Source organism: Arthrobacter sp. R4-81 (genome assembly GCF_054792365.1).
Window position 1 is genome coordinate 97269 of sequence record NZ_CP096445.1, and the last position, 15571, is coordinate 112839.

Sequence of the window (15571 nt, forward strand, 5' to 3'; positions counted from 1 at the left end):
AACCTGACGTCAAACCGTTATATCGAGGCGAGGCTGATGTCCATTTCCGATTCAAACTCCACAAGGCGCGCTGAAGAGCTCCCTGGCATTCAGCCCCCGAGCCGCCGCCCCTACGGTCAGCTGAATTCCAACTCCGAAGGCCAAATGATGTTCCAGCCAAATAGACGACTATCAGCCCTCTCTTCCGCTTTCACCCTGCTCTTGGCGATCTCGACTGTGGCGTCGTGCGCGGCACCGGATGCCGGGGGGGCGCGGGCCACCTCTACGAGTACCTCGGAGCCGGCGTCGCCGTCGCCGACAGTGACGTCTGAGGCCCCATTACTGTGTGGGCCAGGGTCTGCGATCAACTTCGACAAGACCGCCTTCCAAAACTCTTCGACGATCGACAATAAGTGGTTTCCACTGAAGCCCGGCACTGAGTACACGACGACCGGCGAAGTCGTCAGTGCCGACGACACCACCGAGCGGAAGGTAACACACACCGTGACCGGCTTGACCAAGGTCATTGACGGAGTGAAAACCCAGGTGATGTGGGACCGCGACTACCAAGACGGAGTGCTCGTAGAATCCGAGTTGGCCTTCTTCGCCCAGGATAATTCTGGAACGGTTTGGCTTTTCGGTGAGTATCCCGAGGAGTTCGAGAACGATAAATTCATAGGGGCACCCAATACTTTCATCCACGGAATTTCCGGGAGCCAGGCTGGAATCGCCATGCAGGCCGAACCCAAGGTGAAAACGCCGGAATATGTCCAGGCCCACGCACCTTCAGTTAACTTCCTGGACTGCGGGGCCGTCTTGGAGCACGACGTGGCGCTATGTGTCCCCACCGGCTGCTACGGAGACGTGATGGTGATAGATGAACACAACCCGCTGGAACCAGCTGTTGGCCACCAACGCAAGCACTATTCAGCCGGGACGGGGCTCGTGAAAGTGACCGCTGTGAGCGGCGCAGACCAGGAAACCCTGGACCTCGTCAAAATTGAACAGTTCACCGATGCCCAGCTGGCCGAGGCCAATGACCAGGCACTCAAGCTTGACCAGCACGGATATGAGGTCAGCAAAGATGTCTACGCCAAGACAGCTCCCGCCGAAGTTACCACGACGACTTCGGGCGGCTGAACAAATAGGAAGAAGCAGCGGGAGCCGTAGTGGCGGCTGTACTGGCAAGACAGGGCTTCCCCGCTGCATACTTTGGACGCCTCGTCGACCGGAAATTGATCGGAATCTGCGTCGACTGTTAGATCCGTGATGAAGCTGCACAAAGCCTTTCCCACTCCTGCGGAAACGCTGCCTAAATCTGCTAACGTGCGGGGGCATGATTAATCCAACAGTCAGGAAACCCCACGGAAAATGAAAGCGGAGGCCCTCCGGTGGCAACAAAAGCAGACAAGGCGAATTACCGTTACAGCGACTTCTACTGCTTTATGTCCCTCTCGGACTTCACAGCCTACGTCTCCCGCGATGACGTTGACGGCGAGGACTTCTTCTCCATCAGCACGAGCAGGCTGGCCGCGTAAGACACTCCATCGATAGGCCAGGCCAGGCGAGTCAGCCCTCCTGCAGCGCCGCCTTAAACGAGAAGGTTGCGTTGCTCCACACCACGAAAAGCAGCGGCGCCGGCGCCAGGGCCGTTCCCAGAACCGGCTGGGTCAGCGCCGCAACTGCGACGATGCCCAGCAGCGCCAACGCCGCCAGACTGAGGTACCAGCGCTTAATAGCGAGATAGAGCGCAGCCTTGGCGAGGCTTTTGAGCCTGGCCTGGGGAAGCAGCACCATTCCGCCGATCATCAGCACGCTGATGCACACCACAAGAGCGGCCGCCGTCACTGTCAGGGGAACCAGCACAGCGGCTCCCGGCATCGACTGCAGGATCACCAGGTCAAAAACCAGAAACGCCAAAAGTACGACGGCGGCCACGCCCACCGGGGCGGCTCGGCTTAAGGACTGCTTGTAACCCCTCAGGAAGGCAGCCACCGGCCTGACGGCCGGCCCGTCCTCCTCAGCCAGAGCATAAAAGGCACTGAAAGCGCCGGCCAGAGAGGGCCCCACCGTAACGGCGAGCGCGAGGAAGAAAGGCCACGCTCCCACCGGATCGCCCACAAAGGACAAGAAGAAGACGAGGGGTGCGTTCGCCGCCGCGAGCAGGAAGTTCACGGCCAGGAACGTGTAGACGAAGCCGAAGATACTGCCGAAGGTTTCGAAGCCCGGACCTGCCCACTTCCGACTCAGCGGCTGCATGGCGTGCTGGCGCATTGTGCTCATCCCTTCATACCGCTCGTTGCGATTCCCTGGATGAAGTAACGCTGCCCCACCAGGAAGATGATCAGGATCGGAACCACCGAAATCACTGAACCGGTCATGATCATGGCAAACTCGGCGTCGAACTGGCCCACAAAGGAACGCAAGCCCAACTGCACAGTCCACAGCCGGTTACTCGTCAGGTAGATGAACGGCCCCATGTAGTCGTTCCACGTGTTCACGAACGTCAGCAGGGCAAGGCTGGCAAGGGCGGGCTTGGACAGCGGCAAGATGACCCTGGCCCAGATTCCATACTCGCTCAGGCCATCGATCCGGGCAGCTTCACACAGCTCGTCGGGGATGGTCATGTAGTACTGCCGCATGAGGAACACCCCGAATGCGCCGAACGCCTGCAGCAGGATCAGCGCATTGAAACTGTTGGTCAGCCCCAACTGCTGCATCATGATGTACTGCGGCACCATGTAGGCCTGCCATGGCACAGCGATGGTTCCGATGTAGCCGAGGAACAGCACGTCGCGTCCCGGGAAGCGCACCTTGGAGAAACCATAGGCCGCCAAGGAACCCGTGAGGACCTGCAGGATGGTGATGATCACGGACAGGTAGAGCGAGTTCTGCAGGTACCCCATCATGGGAATCCGCGTCCAGATGTCCGAATAGTTGCTCCAGACGAACTCCTCAGGGATCCACTGGATAGGGACCGTGAACACCTGGTTGTTCTCCTTCAGCGAGGAGGACACCATCCAGATAAAGGGAACCATCAGGGCGGCCACGAGGACCACGAGCACCGCGTAGACGATGACGTTGAGGGTGCGCGCCTTTTGCTCCCGCGGACTCCGCCTGCGGAATTCATCGCGGGCAGAGACGTCGTTTGCAGCGCCCGGTACGGCCTCAGCTTTGAGGTCTTGGGTCAGGTTGGTCATCAGCGTTCCCTCCGCTGCTGGATCTTGAACTGCAATACCGTCACCGTCAGGACGATGAGGAAGAGGACGAGGGAGACAGCAGATGAGTATCCGAACTTACCTTCGCCGATTCCTTCCTGGTAGATGAGCTGGGACAGAACCGTTGTTGCCCGCCCTGGTCCGCCGTTGGTCATGACCACAATGAGGTCGAACACCTTGAAGCTGGAGACGGTCAGCATCACCACCACAAAGAACGTGGTGGGCCGCAGCGAGGGGACGGTGACGTTCCAAAAGCGCTGCCAGGGGCTGGCCCCGTCCACCTCTGCTGCCTCGTATAGCTCCGTGGGGATCGCCTGAAGGCCGGCTAAGTACAGGATCATGTAGTAGCCCATGTCACGCCACACGCTGGTGATGATGACCGCGGGCATTGCCCAGTCGGAACTTGACGTCCAGCCTGGCGGGTTGGCCACTCCCACGAACTGCAGGAACTGATTGATAGGGCCATCAGTGGGGCTGAACAGCATGTTCCAGACGACGGCGACAGCCACCAGCGAGGTGATGTACGGGAAGAAGATGGCAACCCGGAAGAAGCCGATGCCTTTGAGTTTTCGGTTCAGCAGCATGGCAAGCCCCAGTGCCAGCACTAGGGTCAGCGGCACGTGGCCCACCGCGTAGATCACGGTGTTGCGGAGCGCGATCCAGAACGAATCGCTCCCGAGCATCCGTTCGAAGTTTTCCAGCCCTACCCATTTCGGGGCAGAGAACGAGGTCCATTCCATGAACGCCAAGGCGAACGCCGCCAGGACCGGGATGAGGGTAAAGGCAAGGAAACCCAGGAAGTTCGGAAGGATGAAGGTCCAGCCGATGAGTGTGTTCCGCCGCGCCTGTTTCCGGTTCCCGCTATTGAGGTTGTTCCTTCGCTTCGGGTCAGGGCCGACTGCAGGTGCCCGGAGTCGTGTTTCGGTAGTCATAATGGGGGCCCGGCGTCAGCCAGGCGTTCCTCCGTTCAGGGTCCGTAACCGGGGGCCGCGTGTGTGGCGCGACCCCCGGCGTGGCGTTTTACTTAAGGACTTCGTCCTTGACTCGCTTCCCCATTTCGGCGATGCCGTCGTCGACGGAACGTTCACCGGCCATGATGAGCTCGTGCTCCTGGGTCAGGATCTTGTCCGTTGGTGCGGACTTGTAGCTGACGGGCATCTCAAGGGCGGTCTTGTCCGGGGCGAAGGCCTCCTTGGACAGTTCATCGGAGGGCAGGCCCTTGAGCTTGAAGTACTCCTCGGTGATTTCGGCGGTCTGCAGGGCCGGAACCACGCCGATCTTGGCGATGGCCTTGGCGCCCTCCACACCTGCGGCCCACTCGATGAACTTCTTTGCTTCGTCTGAGTGCTGGGCGTTCTTGTTCACGGCAAAGGCGGTGGGAGACCCGAAAGTGGTGATGTCCCCGCCCTTTGATTTCTGCGGAAGCTGGGCGAAGCCCCAGTTGACGTTGGTCTTGCCGTCCTTCAGGGCGGCGGCAAAGCTCGAAATGTACCAGGACCCCATGGGCATCATGGCAGTCTGACCGGTCTCAAACATGGTGCGGTAGCTGGTCTTCTGGCTCTTGGCCGTACCAAAGTCCATCAACGCCCCGCTCTTCTGCAGGTCCAGCGTCATGTCGTACTGGTCCTTGAAGAAGGGATAGTCACCTCCGATCTGGTCGCCGTCGTTCTGGGCGGCTGCAACGGCCTGCACCAGCGAGCGCCAGGTGTGCTGGTACGTGCCGTAGACCTTCTTGCCGTCCGCAGCCGTCCCGGTCAGTTTCTTGGCGAGCTCAGCATACTCATCCCAGGTGATGTTGTTCGGCTCTTCGAGTCCCGCTGCCTTGAACAGGTCCTTGTTGTAGTAGAGCAGCCAGAAGTCCTGGCGGTAGGGGGCAGCGAAGTACTTCCCCTCCAGGTCAAAGGCATCAAGGCCGGCCAGGTTTTCCTTGTCCAGCTTGTCCACAACGCCATTGATCTCCTGGAGCTGGCCGTTGCTGGCGTAGCGTGAGTAGTCGATGACATTCTTCATGGTGAGGACATCGGTGGTGTCGCCGCCGGCGAGCATGGTGGTGACTTTTTGGGGGTAGTCATCGGCCAGGATGTCCACGGGTTCGATGTCCACGTTCGGGTTGGCTGCCTCGTAGGCATCGAACAATGCTTTGAACTCGGGCGTGCCCTCATAGTTCCAGACGGACACGCTGAGGGTGGTCTTGCCTTCCGCTGCGGGCTTCTCTGCGGGGCCGGCAGCGCCTGCGCAGCCGGTGAGCCCGAGTCCTGCAGCGGCAGCCAGGGCAATCGCTGCGAGAGTGGTGCGCTTCATTGCGGTTCTCCTTGTCGAGGGGGAGGTGGAACTTGATGGTTGGAGGTGTAGATGGTTTTCTCGCCTACGCGCTGACGCTCAGGTCCTCGGCGGATACCTCTGCGAGCAGGTCCTTACCCGCGAGGTAGCGTTCAAGTTCGTCCAGGGCGGTATCGGACATCCTGCGGGTTTCCGTACCGAGGGATCCTGCGATGTGAGGCGTCAGGACCACATTGGGAAGGTCGTAGAGTACTGAACCGGCCGGCAGCGGTTCGGGTTCAGTGACATCGAGGATGGCATGGATCCGGCCGTCGGAGCACGCGGCCTCAAGCGCTGCCGTGTCCACGAGGGATCCCCGCGCGGTGTTGATCAATGTGGCATTGTCCCGGAGCAGGGCCAGCTGGGGTGCGCCGATCATGTGCCGGGTCTGCGGCAAGGCCGGGGCATGGATGCTCACGATGTCCGACTGGCCCAGGAGCTGGTCAAGCCCCACGAGCTTTCCCCCTGCTGCGGCCACCGCCGCAGGGTCGGCATAGGGATCCGCGACCAGGCAGGTGACGTCCTGCAGCTGCTGGACCAGCCTCACCACCCTCCGGCCGATGCGGGAGAATCCGACAACGCCGATGGTGCGGCCGATGTTTCCTAACTCCCCGCGGCCCGACGCATAAGACCAGTCGTCGCGGCCGATCCTTGCGTCGTTGGCGAGGACCTGGGCCTTCTTTCCAGCCAGCACTATAGAGGCGAACGTAAATTCAGCGACGGGAATGGCATTGGCATCTGCTCCGTTGGTGACCAGGATGCCCCGGTCCCACAGTTCGTCGCTCACGAATGAACGAACCGTTCCGGCGCAGTGGAACACAGCGCGCAGGAGCGGCATGCTGTCCAGCCGAGCAGCATCCAGCCTGGGTACTCCCCAGCTGGTAATCAGGATTTCAACTTCGGCCAAACGGGCGCTGAGCCCAGGCTCGTCCAGCGACTCCGTCCAGGCCGGATCCACCAGCTGAACCAGTTGCGCAAGGCGGTTCATCCGCGAGGCGTCGAACTGATCATCCAGAGTTCCGCGGTTCATGAGCAGCAGGGCCTTGGGCTTGCGCGTCATTCTTCGGGCCTCCTTTCTAAGTACGTGGCCGGGCCGCCTTGCCCGGCTTTCCGTGTGTTGCATCACAACTGCGAATCAGTAGATACTCAGATGCAACAAAGTTCAATCGAGTCATTCATGATCAATCTCAACCGATCACGAACGAACAACCTAACCCAGAAGTTACGCCGCAGGAGGCACCATGCCAGGCAGCCCAACCAGCCAGCTTTCGACGCCGGATGCTCCTGTAAGGTTTTCCGCTCCAGGTGTGCGGTTCCGCGGCCCGCTGGCGGAAGCCTGGGGATCGACGGCGGGAGCACCGGACCTGATTGCCCACCTCCATGGCTTCCGCGACAGGATGAGTGTTCGCCCGATTGAGGACCAGGCGCGGTGGAGTGAGCTGCCCATCACCCGCATGGAGTGCTTGGTTCAGGAAGCCGAGAACGAAAAGCGGACGCCTTGGCCGCAGCCCTTGGTCTCGCACTACGCGAGGTACTTTCGTGACGGCAACCGCACCGCGTACGAAGACCTGGTACGGGCCCGGCAGGAGCGGCTGACGCGTGCCGTCGTGATGGCATCGCTCACTGCAGCGCGGGCATCCTGCGCTGCTTCCCATGCCTCTGACTCCGATCCAGAGGCCGAGGCATGGCTCGATGAAGTGATCGATGGCGCGTTCCTCTTGTGCGAGCAGAGCTCCTGGTGCTGGGCGGCCCACGACGACGTCCACGGCCGCCTCGGCCACGTGGTGCCGGACCGTGACCGCCCCTATCTGGATCTGGGCGCCGGTGAAGTTGCAGCACAGCTGGCCTGGCTGGACCATGTCCTCGGCACATCTCTGGACCGGCGCGCCCCCGGGCTGCGCCGGCGTATCCGGCAGGAAGTCCAGGAAAGGATCATCAGCCCGTTCCTCGAGCAGGCTGACTGGCACTGGCTGGGACTCGACGGGCATGTCCATAACTGGAACCCCTGGATCCACTCCAACATCCTGGCAGTGGCCCTTTTCCTCGTGGACGACAGTGAGCTGCAGGCCAAAACCGTGGCCAGATGCATCGAGGGCCTTGACCGTTTCCTTGCCGTCATCCCCGCAGACGGCGCCATAGACGAAGGGTTTTCCTACTGGTGGAACGGAGCAGGCCGGGCGCTCGAGGCCCTGGCGCTGCTGGAGGAGGCCACGGCCGGTGCCATCGCGGCGGACCTTCCCGTGGTGCGCGCCCTGGTTGCCTTCCCGCACCGGATGCACATCGGGCAGAAGTGGTTCCTTAATGTTGCGGACGGCCGAGCGCTGGCCGAAAGCAACCTTCCCTGGAACATGGTCCGCAAGTGGGCACTGAGGCTCGGGGACGAGGAGGCGGCCAGCCATGCCGAGGCCATGACAGCGACGGCGCCGGACGCGGCTTTCGGGCTGGGAAGGACACTCCACACCCTTCTTGAACGCGATGTTGCAGCCCCGGACAAGGCACCCACCGCTCCCCCGCTGACGGCCTTCACCTACCTGCCGTCGGTCCAGATCATGGTTGCGCGCCAGACTCCCGGGACCACCAAAGGACTCCTTGTCACGGCGAAGGGCGGGCACAACGGCGAGAACCACAACCACAAGGACGTCGGCTCCGTCACTGTTGCCGTGGACGGGGTTCCGTTGCTGGTGGATGCCGGCCAACCTACCTATACAGCCCAGACTTTCGGCCCTGATCGCTACCAAATCCGTGCCATGCAAAGCGGCTGGCACAGCGTTCCGGTTCCCTTTGGCCTGGAACAGGCTGCCGGCGCAGAATTCGGTGCCGACGTAAAGCAGGCACCAACCGTGGAGGATCCGCGGCTCGTTCTGGAACTGGCCCGCGCCTATGGCCTGGCTGGAGGTTACCGGTGGACGCGGACGGTTTCCCTGGACCGTCGCGGCTCCCGTGTTCGGATCGAGGACAACTGGGACCTGCCGCCAGCCGATGCCTCTGCGTCCTCCGCCTCCCTCGCGTTGGCAACAGAAGGAACGAATGACGTCGCCATCCACTTTCTCCTGGCAGGAACCGTCAGCCTCGGCCCGCAAGGCACGGCGACTGTCCTTCCCCGCGGCATTCCCGCCGCCGAGGACACCGGCGGCGGTGCCACGGAAATCCTGCGCGGTGGAATCCTGCGCTGGGACCAGCCGGCCGCCGTCGTACTGGTGGACGAGTGGCTGCTGGACGATCCGCTGCTGGCCTCCGTGTGGGGTACCCGGCTGACCCGCCTGCGCTTCCGGATGCCAGCGGATCAGCGGTCAGCAGGTTCATTTACCCTGACAATGGAGGCCACACCATGACGCCACGCCAAGGCCCGGAGCAGGGTGCTGAACCGGCCGGGAAGTCGCTCTTTTCGCTCCAGCGCCGGGAAAAACTCATGGACGAACTCCGGGCCCACGGCTCCATCACGGTGCGGGCCATCGCGGCCGAGCTGGGCGTCAGTGAGCTGACCATACGCCGCGACGTGAACCTTCTTGCCGTTGAAGGACTGGTTTCGCGGGTCCATGGCGGCGCCACGCTCCCGAGTCCCCTGGACCGTACGGCGTCCATGACGCGGCAGCAGACTAACCGGTACTCCATCGGCATGGTGGTGCCGTCCCTGGACTACTACTGGCCCCAGGTGATCAGCGGTGCCCGCGCTGAAGCCGACGAGCGGCAGGCCAAGATCCTGGTTCGCGGCTCCACCTACGATGCCGCCGACAACCGCCAGCAGGTCCAGGCGCTGCTCAACACGCAGAACATCAACGGGCTCATCGTGGCACCGGACACCACCGGGGAGGCCGGACGGGAATTGCTCCGCTGGCTCAATTCGCTTCCCATCCCCGTGGTGCTGGCGGAGCGTCGTTCGCCTACCGAGATACCTGCGCACCGCCTGGAGTGGGTGGCCACGGATCACGCGTTCGGCGCAGGCATGGCAACCCGGCATTTGTGGCAGGAGGGGCACAGGAAAATCGGCTGCATGACCGACTCGAACAGTCCCACGAGCGCGCACGTCGTGCGGGGCTGGCTCCAGGCTCTCGGCTCCCTGCGGATTCCGGCTGCCCAGTCCGTGAACGAGGATTCGGCTCACGTCCCTACCAGCGACCGCGCCGAGCATTTCGACCGCATCCTGCAGCTGTGCCGGGAAACCCACACCACCGCCATGCTGGTCCACTCCGACACCCAGGCCGTGGCTTTCGTCCAGCATTGCGTGGACCGCGGCGTGGATGTTCCCGGAAGCATGGCAGTGGTGGGTTACGACGACGAAGTGGCCTACCTTGCCGAACCCGCCATTTCAGCGGTGCGTCCACCCAAGCAGTATGTGGGACGACTCGCGGTTCAGCTCATCACGGCCCGCATTTCCGAAGGGCCCAAGCGTCCCGTCCACCGTGTTCAACTAAACCCCGATCTCATTGTGCGCGATTCCTCCCTCGGTGGACCGCGCTCTTCCAACCACGCCCTGGAGGACTCCCTGTGACTGAACCAACCGCCCTGCTGCTCAGCGGAACCGGACGATACTCCGACCCCTGGCACCCGTTCCCGCAGACCTCCGCCGCTATCGCTTCGCTGCTGCGCGAGGCGGGCCTTCAGGTGGAGGTGGCGGACGACGTCGACACCGCCTTGGAGGGTCTGGGCACCTCGGCGGCGCTTCCGGACCTTCTGGTGGTCAACGTGGGTCAGCCACGCGACGGCGGAACTTCCCCCGGCACGCCGGCCGCGACCCGTGGGCTTGAGGAGTGGGCCGCCGCCGGCCGCCCACTCCTTGCCTTCCACGTGAGCTCTACGAGCTTTGTGGACTCCCCGGTGTGGGAGGAGACGCTTGGTGGAAGCTGGCTCCGGGGCACCACGATGCATCCCGACTATGGTCCCTCCCAGGTGCTGATGGATGCGCGGTCAGGGCCGCTTGCCGCCGGCATCCCCGATTTCGAGGTGCTGGATGAGCGCTACAGCTGGCTGCGCACCTTGCCGGGCATCACAGTGCACGCCAGGCATGAGCACGAGGGAACACTGCATCCCCTCGTGTGGTCATATGAGCGCGGCGGCCGAACGTTCTATGACGCCCTCGGCCACGATTCCGCCTCATTTGACTCCCCCGAACACCAAGAACTCCTCAGGCGCGGAGTCAGCTGGCTGCTGGAAGGGACTCGTCCGGCAGCGCCTCAGTCCTGACGCTTCCCTTGGGTTCGGCAAACACCCGGAAGCCCAATTCTGCGTCATAGCCGTGGACCTCGCGGGTGTCGAGGGCGGCCATGAACTCCAGGGCATCCGAGGTGATCACCTGGCCGGGAACCAGAATGGGGAAGCCCGGAGGGTAGGGCGTGACGAACCCTGCGGAAATGACTTCCTCGCCGCCCGCCACCCGCCGCGAAAGCTCCGCTGGCTCGAGGTACTCGGTGGCACCCGTTTTGTACGTCTCAAAGTAGGCCGCCCTCAGGTTCCCATCGGGGTTGGTGTTGTCCGCCCTGAACCTGTCCGCGAACCGGCTGAAGTCGGGAAGGGCAATCGGAGCACTGACCGTTGTACCTTCCGGATGGCTCCCGGTGTGGCTTCCCGGATCGCTTCTGAGTGCCCGAACGCGGGCATCACGCGCCTTCAGCCCGCGCGGCCCCAGCGTCCTTTGTTCCGCATCAAAGGACTCAGCGAGCTTTACGAGGACTTCCACGAGGTAGGCCACGGCGCTTCGTGAGGTTCCGATGTTGGTCATAAAGAGGACGCTGTTGCGCGATGTTTTGTTGACCTGAATGCCGTATTTGTCCATCAGGTACTCGTGCTTGAAGGTGTCGCCGTCGATTCCGGTGAGGCCGATGTCCAGGGTCAGCCGGCTGGGGTCAACCACGAACTCGTCGCGCCTCCAGGCCTCATCCAGTACGGACAGCCCCTTGCTGAGGGGCATCGAGGTGCGCGTTTCCCGGTACTCCTCCGGGATGAGCTCGCTGGCGCCGAGCACCCGGAAGTACTTCTTCAGCAGCGGGTTCCTGGCCACGGCCTGCGCGATGCTGACAGCCAGGTCCGCCTGCTTCTGCACGAGAGCGAAGCCTTCCAGCTCCACCTGCCGCCGGCCGATGTCCAGCGACGCCAGGATCTGGTAGTTCGGGGAGGTGGAGGTGTGCGTCATGTACGCCTCCCGGAACGCTTCGCCGTTGAGGTATTCGAAGTCCTGGTCGAACACGTGGACCATGGATCCCTGGCGCAGGGACGTCAGGGTCTTGTGGGTGGACTGGGTTGCGTAGATGCGGAGCCGGGCCTTTGACGGATCCGGGATGAGCCGCGTGTTCAGCCATACCTCGTCATCCACGGGGGCGCCGGTTTCCCGATCCCAAAGAAGTTCTGCCTGTTCGGCGTAACGGAGAACGTAGTCCGGGTTCCGGAACTCGGACTCCAGTTTCCGGGCTGCTGCCATCGCAGTCCGGCGCCGGTACACCGGGTGGAAAGCAGCGAACGCGAACCAGGCCTCGTCCCAGAGGAAGACGAGGTCCGGCTTGATGGCCAGGCACTCCTCCATGACACGCTCGACGTCGTACACGATCCCGTCGAAGGTGCAGTTGGTCAGGGTGATCATTTTGACGTCGTCCAGCCGCCCCGCCCGCCGGTAATCCAGGAGCATCTTCTTGATGCTGGCCAGCGGAACAGCACCGTAAAACGAGTAGCGGTCCAGCGGGTACGCGTCCAGGTAGGCGACCTGCGCACCGGACAGCATCAGCGCATAGTGGTGGGACTTGTGGCAGTTGCGGTCAACCAGGACGATGTCCCCGGGAGCGACGATTGCCTGATGGACGATTTTGTTGGCCGTGGACGTGCCGTTGGTGACGAAGAACGTCTGCTCAGCACCAAAGGCCCGCGCGGCCAGCTCCTGCGCTTTCTTGATGGAACCATGGGGGTCCAGCAGCGAATCGAGGCCGCCGGAGGTGGCTGACGTCTCGGCCAGCAGCAGGTTCAGCCCGTAGAAGTCAGCCATGTCCCGGATCCAGGGTGAGTTTCCCACCGAGCCTCCACGGGAGATGGGGAGTGCGTGGAATACGCTCGCGGGGCGGCGGCTGTATTCCTGGAGGGCAGTGAAAAAGGGCGTCTCATAACGCTCCGCGACACCGGCCAGCAGCGATAGATGCAGGTCCAGGCGGTCTTCCCGGCGGAAGATCCTCTTGAACGGCCGGGTCAGGGAGCCCGCAAGCCCTTCAATAGCCACGCCGGCAACGAGGTACACATCCAGTTCAGGCCGAAGCTCAGCCATTCGCTCCGCCAGCCGGAGGATCCGGTCGATGGGCCGCAGCGCTTCCAGACCGTCGTCGATGTGGCGTGCGAGGAAACTCTTCAGGTCAGTACCGAGCCTCCGCCCGCCCCTGATGGTGAAGCCAGGGCGCAGGATGCAGGCCTGGATGTCAGGGTTCAGCAACACGGCTACAAGGGCATCCTCGAAGGAGGGCACCACGTTTACCTCGTAGCTGAACGCGTCTGCCGGCCGCCGTTGCCCAAGCATTTCGCTCTTGAGCGTCTCCGCTTCTTCGGCAGTAATGTCATCAACCACCAGGACCTCGAACTTGGGCCGCTCCGGAGCGTCCTGGCGGCCTTCAAGGGGTTCGCCTTCCCCGCCGTCGGCCGGATCAGCGGCTTGCCTGGCCTGTTCAGAAGTGGGACGGGTCCGGCCAATCCGGGTTCTGACGCCCTCGATCAGGTCGAATGCCTCGCCATATTCACCGGCGGCAATGATGCTGCGAAGCCTTGCCAGCATCGGCAAGCCGGGGAAGGCCCAGTACAGTTCGATGGCCTCGAGCAGGACAAGCGCCCGGCGGGTCTGGTCCTCCAGCCCGCTTTGGCTGCCCGATCCCTTCGCCGCAGACTTTCCATTCGGGCCGGTTTTTCCTGCGGCCTGCGCTCCTGCTGCGGCGGAAGCCAGTTGCTTCATGGCGTACCCCAGGAAGTCCCATGCGTCGGCGCGAACACGCCATGCCCGGCTCGGTGTGCCTATTTCCGTTCCAGCCCCGGTGGTGGGAGAGACGCCGTCGTCAATCATTTCTTCTAGTTCTCATGCTTTCTGGTCAATGTCTAAGAGGGTGCGTCGATGCACGCATGCCGGCAGAAGGCAGCGCGTATCGGATCAGGAAGTGCAGCAAAACCTGCTGCTGGTGTGGGTGAAGCTTGCCACCGTCCCGGCGACGTTGCCGGGGTGGTGGTGTATCCAACTCTAGGTCCGGGGGGATAGTTTTATGTTGGTTGCTGGGCCAAGAACGCAAGGATGAATTTGTACGCCCAGCTAAATTTCTGTCGTCATCGGGCGAGTAGCGTACTTGGCTGTGGCTGTCGCCGCAAAGAGCCGTGCCTGTGTGGCATGTTGCCCAAACAATCAGAAAGGGTCGGGGTGCCGGGGTGAGGACTGAGGAACTCAACGGAGAGCTGCCGCGGGTAGCACTCAGCGATGTCCTCGAAGACATTGGCATCGACAACGCACAGCTGCTTCTTGCCCCCGCCGCAGACAACGAGACAGTCCAGGATGCGGTCATCACCGATTCCGAAGACCATGACTCCGTGCAGCGCGGGGCGTTGGTGCTGCTGGTGGGAGCCAGGGGACGCGCGGCCTTGCCCACGGTCCGGGCGCTGATCGGCAACAGGCCCGTGGCCATTGCAATCAAGGGAACGGAAGCCGAGCTCGCCGCAGTCCGGGAAGTCCTGCGTCCCACCGGAATCGGACTGGTCGCCGTCGCCCTTTCAGCCCGCTGGAACCGTCTCGAAAGCGTCGCGACAGACCGCATCCGTGAATCGCTGCCTTCCGGCGACACCTCCACCCTGATGCAGCGGGACCTTTTCGGCATTGCCCAGACGACGGCGACGCTGACGCACGGCCACGTGGTCATCGAGGACCCCGCAAACCGCGTGCTCGCCTACTCCCCCGCGTCAAACGACGTCGACGAACTCCGCCGCTTGTCCATCCTGGCCCGCCGCGGTCCCGAGCGGTACCAGAAGCTCCTGAAAGAATCGGGGGTCTATAAACACCTCCAGGCCGACGAGGCGCCAATTCACATCCCGGCCAATCCGGACGAGGGGCTCAGGGAACGCGTGGCCATCGGCATTCACGCCGGACGGCGCGTACTCGGATACATCTGGCTCCAGGAAGGGGCGGAACGGCTTGCCCCGAACACGGACCGGATCCTGGTGGGATCGGCCCGGCATGCCGCCATCGAGCTGGTGCGCCACCGCAATGAACAATCCCAATCCATGCGCCAGGACAGGGTCTCCAGCCTGCTGAGCGGGACAGCGCAGATCCATTCGCAGGCGCAGTCGGCAGGGCTTGATCCCTCCAGGCCGGCGGCCCTGGTGCTGTTATCGTCCGGAAGCCTGCAGCAGACTCCCCCCGGGCTGCAGTTGCAGCGGGGCGAATTGGCCAACCTGATCTCTATCCATGCTGCCGCCTACCGTCCGGGAGCTGTGGTTGGCGCGCTTGGGCTGGAAACCGCCGTCATTCTTCCCGACCTGGATCCAGTGAAGTCCCCGGCTGCGATAACCCGCTTGGCCAATGTGATTGTGCGGGACGCCCGGGCACACCTGGATCTGCAGGTCCAGGCCGCCGTCGGACCTATCGTGGAGCAACTGGACCTGCTGCACACGTCTGTTGAACACGTCCGCAACGTCCTGAAAGTGCTCAAGGAGACGCCTTCCATGCGCGTGGCTTCGTTCAGCGAGGTGGAAACGACTGTCCTGGTCAACGAGCTTCTGGATCTCATCGGCTCCCGTGACCGGCTCCGCCATAAGGGCATCACCGTGCTGTGCGAACGCCATCCCGAGTTCGCCTCCACACTGCTGGCCTACCTTGAGTTTTTTGGCGACGTCAACCTCTGCGCGGAGCAGCTGAGGGTCCACCGCAATACCGTCCACTACAGGTTGCGGCGTTCCTGCGAAGTTGCCGGAATCGACCTTCAGGATTCCGGTCAGCGTCTCCTGGCCCACCTGCAGATCCGGCTTTGGGAATCAGAACACCGGTCTGCATCCGCCAACACACCATCCCCCAGCATCACCTCCCCCAACACCACATCGTAGAAGTAGAGAACCATCGG

Annotated in this window: 13 protein-coding genes; 6 read left to right on the plus strand and 7 right to left on the minus strand. The window is 62.8% G+C overall.

What is annotated here, in order from left to right; translation table 11 throughout:
- Positions 1–116: 116 nt before the first annotated feature.
- Entirely contained in the window at positions 117–506 is a 390-nt protein-coding gene (locus tag M1E05_RS00505; RefSeq protein WP_461164116.1) for a hypothetical protein, read from the minus strand.
- Here M1E05_RS00505 and M1E05_RS00510 point away from each other — a divergent pair.
- A complete protein-coding gene (locus tag M1E05_RS00510) occupies positions 484–1119 on the plus strand; it encodes a hypothetical protein (protein ID WP_458112691.1) in 636 nt (211 codons plus the stop codon). The two genes, M1E05_RS00505 and M1E05_RS00510, sit on opposite strands and share 23 nt — an antisense overlap.
- A gap of 251 nt (positions 1120–1370) precedes the next feature.
- Entirely contained in the window at positions 1371–1517 is a 147-nt protein-coding gene (locus M1E05_RS00515; RefSeq protein WP_458112690.1) for a hypothetical protein, read from the plus strand.
- A 31-nt stretch (positions 1518–1548) separates the two neighbouring features.
- Here the strand turns inward: M1E05_RS00515 and M1E05_RS00520 are convergent, their stop codons facing one another.
- The 5 genes from M1E05_RS00520 to M1E05_RS00540 form a co-directional block, all read right to left on the minus strand.
- Entirely contained in the window at positions 1549–2262 is a 714-nt protein-coding gene (locus M1E05_RS00520) for a hypothetical protein (RefSeq protein WP_461164117.1), read from the minus strand.
- A complete protein-coding gene (locus M1E05_RS00525) occupies positions 2259–3179 on the minus strand; it encodes a carbohydrate ABC transporter permease (protein WP_458112688.1) in 921 nt (306 codons plus the stop codon). Before M1E05_RS00525 ends, M1E05_RS00520 begins: the two co-directional genes overlap by 4 nt.
- Positions 3179–4129 (minus strand): carbohydrate ABC transporter permease, encoded by a 951-nt coding sequence (locus M1E05_RS00530; protein WP_461164118.1) that lies wholly within the window; start codon positions 4127–4129, stop codon positions 3179–3181. The genes M1E05_RS00525 and M1E05_RS00530 overlap by 1 nt, the downstream gene beginning before the upstream one ends.
- An 88-nt stretch (positions 4130–4217) precedes the next feature.
- Positions 4218–5498: an ABC transporter substrate-binding protein gene (locus M1E05_RS00535; RefSeq protein ID WP_461164119.1), complete on the minus strand. Its 1281-nt coding sequence runs from the start codon at positions 5496–5498 to the stop codon at positions 4218–4220.
- 64 nt (positions 5499–5562) lie between these two features.
- On the minus strand, positions 5563–6576 hold the full coding sequence (locus M1E05_RS00540; RefSeq protein WP_461164120.1) for a hydroxyacid dehydrogenase: 1014 nt from the start codon (positions 6574–6576) through the stop codon (positions 5563–5565).
- A gap of 181 nt (positions 6577–6757) precedes the next feature.
- Between M1E05_RS00540 and M1E05_RS00545 the strand changes: the two genes are divergently transcribed.
- Genes M1E05_RS00545 through M1E05_RS00555 form a run of 3 tightly spaced genes read left to right on the plus strand, consistent with a single transcriptional unit; the run spans position 6758 to position 10697 of the window.
- Positions 6758–8848: a heparinase II/III domain-containing protein gene (locus M1E05_RS00545; RefSeq protein ID WP_461164121.1), complete on the plus strand. Its 2091-nt coding sequence runs from the start codon at positions 6758–6760 to the stop codon at positions 8846–8848.
- Entirely contained in the window at positions 8845–10005 is a 1161-nt protein-coding gene (locus M1E05_RS00550) for a LacI family DNA-binding transcriptional regulator (protein WP_461164122.1), read from the plus strand. Before M1E05_RS00545 ends, M1E05_RS00550 begins: the two co-directional genes overlap by 4 nt.
- Complete coding sequence (locus M1E05_RS00555) at positions 10002–10697, plus strand: ThuA domain-containing protein (protein WP_461164123.1); 696 nt, start codon at positions 10002–10004, stop codon at positions 10695–10697. The genes M1E05_RS00550 and M1E05_RS00555 overlap by 4 nt, the downstream gene beginning before the upstream one ends.
- Here M1E05_RS00555 and M1E05_RS00560 read toward each other — a convergent pair.
- On the minus strand, positions 10651–13536 hold the full coding sequence (locus M1E05_RS00560; RefSeq protein WP_461164124.1) for an aminotransferase class I/II-fold pyridoxal phosphate-dependent enzyme: 2886 nt from the start codon (positions 13534–13536) through the stop codon (positions 10651–10653). The genes M1E05_RS00555 and M1E05_RS00560 overlap by 47 nt on opposite strands.
- Before the next feature lie 353 nt (positions 13537–13889).
- Here M1E05_RS00560 and M1E05_RS00565 point away from each other — a divergent pair, with 353 nt between their 5' ends.
- Complete coding sequence (locus M1E05_RS00565) at positions 13890–15554, plus strand: PucR family transcriptional regulator (protein WP_461164125.1); 1665 nt, start codon at positions 13890–13892, stop codon at positions 15552–15554.
- The last annotated feature ends 17 nt before the right edge of the window (positions 15555–15571 follow it).

Coding starts and splice junctions, on each gene's coding strand:
- M1E05_RS00505 (WP_461164116.1), bottom strand. CDS start 506: ATGACCTTGGTCAAGCCGGTCACGGTGTGTGTTACCTTCCGCTCGGTG.
- M1E05_RS00520 (WP_461164117.1), bottom strand. CDS start 2,262: ATGAGCACAATGCGCCAGCACGCCATGCAGCCGCTGAGTCGGAAGTGG.
- M1E05_RS00525 (WP_458112688.1), bottom strand. CDS start 3,179: ATGACCAACCTGACCCAAGACCTCAAAGCTGAGGCCGTACCGGGCGCT.
- M1E05_RS00530 (WP_461164118.1), bottom strand. CDS start 4,129: ATGACTACCGAAACACGACTCCGGGCACCTGCAGTCGGCCCTGACCCG.
- M1E05_RS00535 (WP_461164119.1), bottom strand. CDS start 5,498: ATGAAGCGCACCACTCTCGCAGCGATTGCCCTGGCTGCCGCTGCAGGA.
- M1E05_RS00540 (WP_461164120.1), bottom strand. CDS start 6,576: ATGACGCGCAAGCCCAAGGCCCTGCTGCTCATGAACCGCGGAACTCTG.
- M1E05_RS00545 (WP_461164121.1), top strand. CDS start 6,758: ATGCCAGGCAGCCCAACCAGCCAGCTTTCGACGCCGGATGCTCCTGTA.
- M1E05_RS00550 (WP_461164122.1), top strand. CDS start 8,845: ATGACGCCACGCCAAGGCCCGGAGCAGGGTGCTGAACCGGCCGGGAAG.
- M1E05_RS00560 (WP_461164124.1), bottom strand. CDS start 13,536: ATGATTGACGACGGCGTCTCTCCCACCACCGGGGCTGGAACGGAAATA.